Annotated in this window: 9 protein-coding genes; 4 read left to right on the top strand and 5 right to left on the bottom strand. The window is 59.3% G+C overall.

Annotated features, from left to right (window positions below):
- Positions 1–132: 132 nt before the first annotated feature.
- Positions 133–702 (top strand): dCTP deaminase, encoded by a 570-nt coding sequence (gene dcd, locus LAT62_RS09050; protein ID WP_293382282.1) that lies wholly within the window; start codon positions 133–135, stop codon positions 700–702.
- A gap of 50 nt (positions 703–752) precedes the next feature.
- On the opposite strand, the gene LAT62_RS09045 is transcribed toward dcd, so the two are convergent.
- The 5 genes from LAT62_RS09045 to LAT62_RS09025 all read right to left on the bottom strand — a co-directional run bounded on the left by LAT62_RS09045 (position 753) and on the right by LAT62_RS09025 (position 4,729).
- Positions 753–1,418 carry an SDR family oxidoreductase gene (locus LAT62_RS09045; protein ID WP_293382279.1) on the bottom strand — a complete coding sequence of 222 codons (666 nt, stop codon included), beginning with the start codon at positions 1,416–1,418 and terminating at the stop codon, positions 753–755.
- 88 nt (positions 1,419–1,506) lie between these two features.
- Positions 1,507–2,001 (bottom strand): hypothetical protein, encoded by a 495-nt coding sequence (locus LAT62_RS09040; RefSeq protein ID WP_293382276.1) that lies wholly within the window; start codon positions 1,999–2,001, stop codon positions 1,507–1,509.
- Positions 1,950–3,041 (bottom strand): hypothetical protein, encoded by a 1,092-nt coding sequence (locus tag LAT62_RS09035; RefSeq protein WP_293382273.1) that lies wholly within the window; start codon positions 3,039–3,041, stop codon positions 1,950–1,952. Before LAT62_RS09035 ends, LAT62_RS09040 begins: the two co-directional genes overlap by 52 nt.
- Positions 3,042–3,096: 55 nt before the next feature.
- Positions 3,097–4,242 carry a PQQ-dependent sugar dehydrogenase gene (locus LAT62_RS09030; protein ID WP_293382270.1) on the bottom strand — a complete coding sequence of 382 codons (1,146 nt, stop codon included), beginning with the start codon at positions 4,240–4,242 and terminating at the stop codon, positions 3,097–3,099.
- Positions 4,226–4,729, bottom strand: coding sequence for a hypothetical protein (locus LAT62_RS09025; protein ID WP_293382267.1), 504 nt, complete (start codon positions 4,727–4,729; stop codon positions 4,226–4,228). The genes LAT62_RS09030 and LAT62_RS09025 overlap by 17 nt, the downstream gene beginning before the upstream one ends.
- 156 nt (positions 4,730–4,885) lie before the next feature.
- Here LAT62_RS09025 and LAT62_RS09020 point away from each other — a divergent pair, with 156 nt between their 5' ends.
- The 3 genes from LAT62_RS09020 (at position 4,886) to LAT62_RS09010 (ending at position 6,966) form a co-directional block, all read left to right on the top strand.
- On the top strand, positions 4,886–5,335 hold the full coding sequence (locus LAT62_RS09020) for a thioesterase family protein (protein WP_293382264.1): 450 nt from the start codon (positions 4,886–4,888) through the stop codon (positions 5,333–5,335).
- 75 nt (positions 5,336–5,410) lie between these two features.
- Positions 5,411–5,776, top strand: a complete 366-nt coding sequence (locus tag LAT62_RS09015; RefSeq protein WP_293382261.1) for a DUF6164 family protein — start codon at positions 5,411–5,413, stop codon at positions 5,774–5,776.
- A gap of 29 nt (positions 5,777–5,805) precedes the next feature.
- Positions 5,806–6,966, top strand: coding sequence for a pyridoxal phosphate-dependent aminotransferase (locus LAT62_RS09010; protein WP_293382258.1), 1,161 nt, complete (start codon positions 5,806–5,808; stop codon positions 6,964–6,966).
- Positions 6,967–7,058: the final 92 nt, after the last annotated feature.

Here is a 7,058-nt window from a genome sequence, read left to right as displayed (position 1 = left end):
TTCTGTCTTCTGTCTTCTGTCTTCTGTCTTCTGTCTTCTGTCTTCTGTCTTCTGTCTTCTGATTCCCATTGTGCCTCCGGCCACCTGCCGCTACCATACGCGGCTACCTGAAACCCCTTCGGAGCAGCACCCATGAGCATCAAGTCGGATCACTGGATTCGCCGCATGGCCGAGTCAGACAAGATGATTGAGCCGTTCGAGCACGGCCAGGTCAAGGTCAATGAGGCTGGCAATCGATTGATTTCCTATGGCACGTCAAGCTACGGCTATGACGTTCGCTGTTCTGATGAATTCAAGGTGTTCACCAATATTCATTCGGCGATCGTCGATCCCAAGGCCTTTGACGACAAGAGCTTTGTCGATATCAAGAGTGACGTCTGCATCATTCCACCCAACTCGTTTGCACTGGCCCGCACGGTGGAATATTTCCGTATTCCGCGCGATGTGCTGACCGTGTGTCTGGGCAAGTCGACCTATGCGCGCTGCGGCATCATCGTCAATGTGACACCTCTGGAGCCGGAATGGGAAGGGCATGTAACGCTGGAGTTTTCCAACACCACCAACCTGCCGGCCAAGATCTACGCCAACGAAGGCGTGGCGCAGATGCTGTTCTTCCAGTCGGATGAAGTCTGCGATGTGTCTTACAGGGACCGGCAGGGCAAGTACATGGGCCAGCGTGGCGTGACACTGCCTAAAACCTGATCGGCACAGGTGACTGCCGCTTTCCTGGCGGCAGCCCCTGATTTACCAAGCTACCAGGGCAGCACTTCACCATTGCTGTGCCAGAAGGTACCGGTAGTGTCCAGCGTCAGGCCCTCCATACGGGCGATCAGGCCGGCAGCCGATTCTTCCGGCGTGATCATGCCGCCAAAGTTGACCATGCGCGTTTTGACATACCCCGGGTGCAGCAGGGCCACCGCAACCCCTCTGGGTTTCAGATCAATGGCCAACGATTTGCCGAAGGCATTCAGCGCCGCCTTGGAGGCCCGATAGCCATAGCGGCCGCCCGAGTCATTGTCGGCGATCGATCCCATGCGACTGGTGATCAACCCGACCTTGCTGCCCTTGCCCAGATGATCCAGAAGCGCCTCAGTGACCATCAGCGGTGCATAGGCATTGACCTCCATCATGCGGCGCAGACTGTCGTACTCGATATCTCCGAGCCGGTTGTCTTCCATCATGCCGGCATTGTTGATCAGCAGGTCAAGCCGGCTGTCACCGAGAGTCGCCTTCATGCGGACCACATCACTTTCCCGGGTAACATCAATGCCCGAGATCACCTGCTTGGCCAGTTTATCCAGTTCAGGGCTGGATTCCCGACAGACACCGATGATGTCATGGCCGGACGCAGCCAGTTGCTGGCTCATGGCCAGCCCGATGCCTCGGTTGGCGCCGGTAATCAATGCAGTTGCAGCCATGTCCATATACCTCCTGTTGGATGAAATGACGGTTGTTCGTCAGTGGTCACAGCATTGTTTCCTTCCGTAACCAAGACCGTATGGTGAGTCACTCCGCCCAGATCAGCAACCAGGTTCCCGCTCCGGTCTGAGCCGAGCCCGACAGTCGCTCGACGGTATTCAGTGTGCCTTCAGTGGTGCCGACGGCCGCGTGAAGTCCGCCTCTGCTCGCCAAATCAGTGACCATGCCCGAGTCCCCGTTGTTACCCGTGACAGTGGCAATCAGCGTTCGGGTCTCAAAATCCGGACTTACGGCGATCAGACCGGTTTCGTTGCTCTGGCGGCTGCCGGCTTCCTGCCCTGCAAGTGAGAGCTGGTCCCGATCCGGGAGCTCGCTCTGGGCATTGCCACCGGCAACCAGAACATCCCCGGCACCGGTGCGGGTGATGGCGCGGACTTCAAAACTGCGCGCCTGGTTGACACCGGCTGAGGTGTACTGGAACTGACCATGTCGTGCTTCTCCCGTGGCAGGGTCCAGCTCAGCGAAGAAGCCTATTCTGCCTGATCCGAACCCGGCGCCATTGTTCCAGCGGTCAATTTGCACCAGATTGGGTCCGCGTCTCCCTGTGCCTGGTCTGGCGCGCGCCGGGTAAAACGGTTGTTGCCACCATCGCTATGGCCAGCAAACAACAGTGAATTGTTGCTGAAGGCTACGCGCTTTCCTCGCGAGTCGGCGCCCAGGCTCAAATCATCAGCGGCCGAACACCAGAGGTTGTAGGACTTCCAGGCCAGCTCGGCTGAATCATTGTCCATGTCCAGCGTGTAGGCCATGACAAAAGGGGACTGGTATGTCGAGCAGCGCTGGGCAAATCCGGTCACGAACAGGCGATTGTTGTCATTGTCGAGTGCCAGGTCTTCCCATTTCTCGTTGTAGGTACCACCGCCGATGTCGCTGGCAGGAAGTTCAAAGGTGGAGAGCAGACTGCCATCAGTACCATACAGACTGACGACACCATTGCCCGAGTCGTTGCCGAGCAAGGCGAACTGTCCACTCCGGCTCATCGCCAGTCGATACCCGGTACTGTACTGAGGCGACTGTGAAAGTTCAGGCAGGCTGGAGGCCGGGTGGTGAAAGCGGACAGATTTGGCGTCAGAGCTCAGCCCGACAAGCCCGAAATCCCCGACCGCTACCAGTTCATCGGTACCGGGATCAATGATCAAATGGTCCAGTCTGTCACCCAGTCGGGTAGCCGACACCAACTCCCGACTGTCTGCATCGACAATCAGTATTTGCCCATTGGCATTGCCGCTGGCAGACAGTAACTCAACGGTGTCGTCCGCTGGCGCGGTGGCGGAGTAGTTGCCCGCCAGAATCACCTGCTGCGAAGAGTTGATGACCACTGCGGAAGCGTTATCTTCCTGACCTTCACTGGTGTAGGTCATCATCCGTGTGTTCAGATTCCCATCAGAAAAACCGCTGTCAGACTCGGTGTAGGCATCGATGTAGTAGCTGTCTCCCGCGTCGCTTGAACTGCCCGAAGCGCCGGAGCTACCGGAGCCACTATTGGAGCCTTGAAAGGCATCAAGACAGGCGCTGAGCAAGCCCAGGGCAGTGATGGAGAGAATGATCGAAGTGACTTTCATACTGCAGTCCTCAAAGTGTTACCGAGTTCGCAAATACGCGAAACCCGTCCAAAGGTCAGTGCGCCGGCAACACGCGCAGCACAGCACCATCGCTGGCGTCAGTGAGCAGGTAGAGGGCGCCGTCCGGGCCGGTGCGCACGTCACGGTAGCGTTCACCGCGCTCGGCAAGCAGGGTACTTTGCTCGACCACTTCACCGTTGTTGAGGCGCACCCGGCGCACACTCTGGCCGGCCAGTCCGCCGACAAAGAGATCGCCCTGCCACTCCGGGAACTGGATGCCGTCGTAGCGGGTGAGGCCCGAGGGCGCCAGTGCAGGCGTCCAGGTCAGGATGGGCCGGGTCAGTCCGGGCAGATCAGTGAAGGGGGTAATGCGGGCGCCGGTATAGTCGACACCGGTGGTGATCAGCGGCCAGCCATAGTTCTGTCCGGCCCGGATGATATTGAGCTCATCGCCGCCGCGCGGGCCGTGCTCATGCGCGATGATGCGATCATTCTCGGCATCGTAGATCAGCCCCTGCGGATTGCGGTGACCCAGGGTGTAGATCTCGTCCAGGGTATCCGGATCGTTCACGAACGGGTTGTCTGCCGGCACAGTACCATCCGGATTGACGCGGACAATCTTGCCGATATGGCTGTTCCGGTTCTGTGCCTCTTCGCGGTAGCTGAAACCGTCGCCAAGCGTCAGCAACACCGTGTCATCCGGCAGTTGGGCAATGCGGCCGCCGTAGTGCACCGACCCCTCGCGCAGGGGTTCGGCGCGGAATATCACCTCAAGATCCTGCAGGTCGTTGCCATGCCACTCAGCCCGCGCCAGACAGGTAGTGTTGGCGGCCTCGGTGCCGCAGGCGTAGCTCAGGAACAGCGTGCCGCTCTGCTCGAAATCAGTCGCCAGTACAACATCTTTCAGTCCTGCCTGGGCTTTGGCATGCAGGTCGTCCGGAAGACCACCAATGGGCTCCGGGCTCAGTTCGCCGGTTGGGCTGATATGCCTGAGTCGCCCGGGCCGCTCGGTCACCAGCATGCCGCCATCGGGCAGGAAGGCCAGGGACCAGGGATGCTCCAGCCCCGGAGTCACCACCTCGACTTCATGGGGCGGTTCGGCCACTACCGTGCTGACCATGGCCAGCAAAGCGAAAGCTGCTACACGCCGGCGAACAGAGGACCGGCAGGCATCCGGCAAGGGTTCAACGAAAGCTGACATGGTCAAGTCCTCCTGACAGTGAGCCGGGGCGCCGGCGGGGTGGGGTCAGGCGGGCAAACAACCAGCCGCCCACCAGCCCCGAGGCGCTGAGCGCGAGCAGTCCGGGAAGTGTCCGGGTGGCTGCGATGAAGGCGGGCATCGGTGCCGCCCAGTTGGCAAAGGTCAATGCGGCAGCGATACCGGCTGCACCGGCCAGAGTGTAGACCAGCGTGCGCAGTCTGATCAGGGCGACTATACCCTTGGCGACCAGAAAAGCAGGCAGAAAGCTGGCGATGGCGAGCAGCGTGAACAGGGGGCCAAACCCGAGCACATCCCGCCAGGTGGTTTCAAGGCGCAGGGCCAGGGTTATATCGGCACCCTCTATCTGCCCACTGGCGGCAGCCAGTGCCGCCAGATTGAACTGAGTCTGGATGGCGGCCCCGAGAGCCCCGGTGATCGCAGCACCGAGCACCAGGGCGAAAAGGCCGCGCAGCAAACCAATGATCATTTGGATTCCCTTTGTTGCTGTATTGGTGGAGGCTCGACAACCGCCTCATCATCAACCTGAAGGCACAGGTGCCGGCATCTGGGGGCTTTCCCGATTCCAGTTTGCCGACAGAATGTTAGTGTAGTGCACCAGACCGATTGCTGAAGGAGTTTGACCATGTCTGAGACGCTGCAGGAATTCAAGTCCATATACCCGGTTCGGCTGGATGTGGATTTGCAATGGGGCGATATGGATGCGCTGTCCCATATCAACAATGTGGTCTATTTCCGCTACTTCGAGAACATTCGCATTGCCTATATGGCCCGGACATCGCTGATCGGCAACCCGGAGTACGGACCGGTTCTGGGTGCTGCCGAGGCCCGCTATCGACGGCCACTGACCTTCCCGGACCATATCCATATTGGTGCGCGTGTCGCAACCCTCCATGAATACGGCTGTGAGCAGGAGTATGGCATCTACAGTGAACAGCAGGATGCCGTGGTAACGCAGGGCAAGGCGCGTATCGTGATTGTTGATGCCCGAACAGGACGCAAGGCGCCGCTGACAGACGGGATGCGTGCTGAAATAGAGGCTTTGGAAGGAAAAACGCTGGAGATGGTCTCCTGACCGTCGACACTGATGTCCGAGGGGTGCGAGAATAACGGCAACTATCTCTGGGAATCGTCACAGAGCGCAAGCACTATGGCCAAGCTGTTATTCAGACTGAACAATGTACCGGATGATGAGGCAGACGAGGTTCGCCAACTGCTGGAAGATCATCAGTTCGATACCTATGAAACGTCGGCGGGGCGCTTCCATATATCGGTGCCCGCAATCTGGCTGAAGGACAACAGCCAATTGCCGGCCGCACGGGAGGTGCTGGCCGAGTACCAGGCCAGGCGCGCTGCTGACGCGCAAGCCCGGCATGCAGAGGCACTGGCGCGCGGTGAACAGGAGACATTTGCTCAGAGGTTCCGTACGGCGCCCATGCGCATGCTGGTCTATATGCTGGCGGGCATCGTTGTGCTTGGCCTGTCGACCATTCCCTTTCTTCACTTCATTCAGTAACCCGACCGTCGCCAGGCCGGAGGTGCCCGATGCCGAGTCAGTACGTTGCCGACACAGTTGCTCAGCTTGCGCAGTCGCCCATTCGTGCCATGACACTGCGCTGCACAGAGCTTGGCGGAGTCAATCTGGGGCAGGGCATCTGTGACACGCCACCGCCGTCCGGGCTGGTGACAGGCATTGGTCCTGCCGCCGAAGCAGGCCACAACGCCTATACACGTTATGACGGTATTGACCGCCTGCGCCGTGTACTGGCGGACAAACTGCGTGCCTACAATGGCATTGATGCCGACCCGGAGCACGAAATCATCGTGACTCAGGGCAGTACTGGTGCCTTTACGGTGGCCATGAATGCATTGCTGAACCCCGGTGACCGGGTCATTCTGCTCGAGCCTTATTACGGCTATCATCTCAATCTGCTGCGCGTCGCGGGCCTGACGCCCGTGTTTGTGCCGCTGAGCAATGAGGGGCTGCAACTGGATGCCGAGGCTCTTGAAGCTCAGGCAGCAGGCGCCAAGGCTCTGGTGCTGAATACCCCGGGGAATCCTTCCGGTCGAGTATTCACGGCCGCTGAAATGAACACGATTGCCGATATCTGCAAACGCCATGATCTGCTGTGCATCACGGACGAAATCTACGAGTATTTTCTGTTTGATGATCATCGCCATATCAGCATGGCCACTCTGCCGGGCATGCGTGAGCGCACAGTCACCATGGGAGGCTATTCCAAGACGTTCAGCATTACCGGTTGGCGTCTGGGCTATCTGACCGCCCCCAGAGCGCTGGCTGAGCCCATGGGACTGGTGAATGACCTCTACTATGTCTGTGCGCCGTCGATCGTGCAGCATGCGGTGGCAGACACCATAGATCGCCTGGACCAGACGTTTTACCAGCGCCTGGCCAGTGACCATGAAGGGCGGCGCGACCGGTTCTGCGCCGCACTGCACAAGGCTGGGCTGGAGCCCGTGATTCCCGAGGGGGCCTATTATGTGCTGGCGGATGTGAGTCGTCTGGGTTTTGACCATGCGCAGGACGCCGCCATGCATATTCTGGAGCAGGCAGGTGTTGCCGGCGTTCCGGGCAGTGCCTTCTGGCAGGGCGCAGAAGGGGAGCGCTGGATCCGGTTCTGCTTCGGCAAGGATGACCCGACACTGGATCGTGCCATTGAGCAACTGGCCATTGCCAGGCTGTAACGTCAGAGAGTGAAAACCTGTACTGCCCCAGTGCATGAAAAGGGGTTTTGGCACTATTTTGGTGCACCATGGTTCGACCGACAAGCCTTCAG

Source organism: Natronospirillum sp., assembly GCF_022565775.1.
Taxonomy (GTDB): Bacteria; Pseudomonadota; Gammaproteobacteria; order Pseudomonadales; family Natronospirillaceae; genus Natronospirillum.
Note: the sequence above shows the minus strand (reverse complement) of the source record. Positions and strands in the feature narration are given on the sequence as shown.

Excerpts from the sequence above, each read along its gene's own strand:
- dcd (WP_293382282.1), top strand. The coding sequence starts at position 133 with ATGAGCATCAAGTCGGATCACTGGATTCGCCGCATGGCCGAGTCAGAC.
- LAT62_RS09045 (WP_293382279.1), bottom strand. The coding sequence starts at position 1,418 with ATGGCTGCAACTGCATTGATTACCGGCGCCAACCGAGGCATCGGGCTG.
- LAT62_RS09035 (WP_293382273.1), bottom strand. The coding sequence starts at position 3,041 with ATGAAAGTCACTTCGATCATTCTCTCCATCACTGCCCTGGGCTTGCTC.
- LAT62_RS09030 (WP_293382270.1), bottom strand. The coding sequence starts at position 4,242 with ATGTCAGCTTTCGTTGAACCCTTGCCGGATGCCTGCCGGTCCTCTGTT.
- LAT62_RS09025 (WP_293382267.1), bottom strand. The coding sequence starts at position 4,729 with ATGATCATTGGTTTGCTGCGCGGCCTTTTCGCCCTGGTGCTCGGTGCT.
- LAT62_RS09020 (WP_293382264.1), top strand. The coding sequence starts at position 4,886 with ATGTCTGAGACGCTGCAGGAATTCAAGTCCATATACCCGGTTCGGCTG.
- LAT62_RS09015 (WP_293382261.1), top strand. The coding sequence starts at position 5,411 with ATGGCCAAGCTGTTATTCAGACTGAACAATGTACCGGATGATGAGGCA.
- LAT62_RS09010 (WP_293382258.1), top strand. The coding sequence starts at position 5,806 with ATGCCGAGTCAGTACGTTGCCGACACAGTTGCTCAGCTTGCGCAGTCG.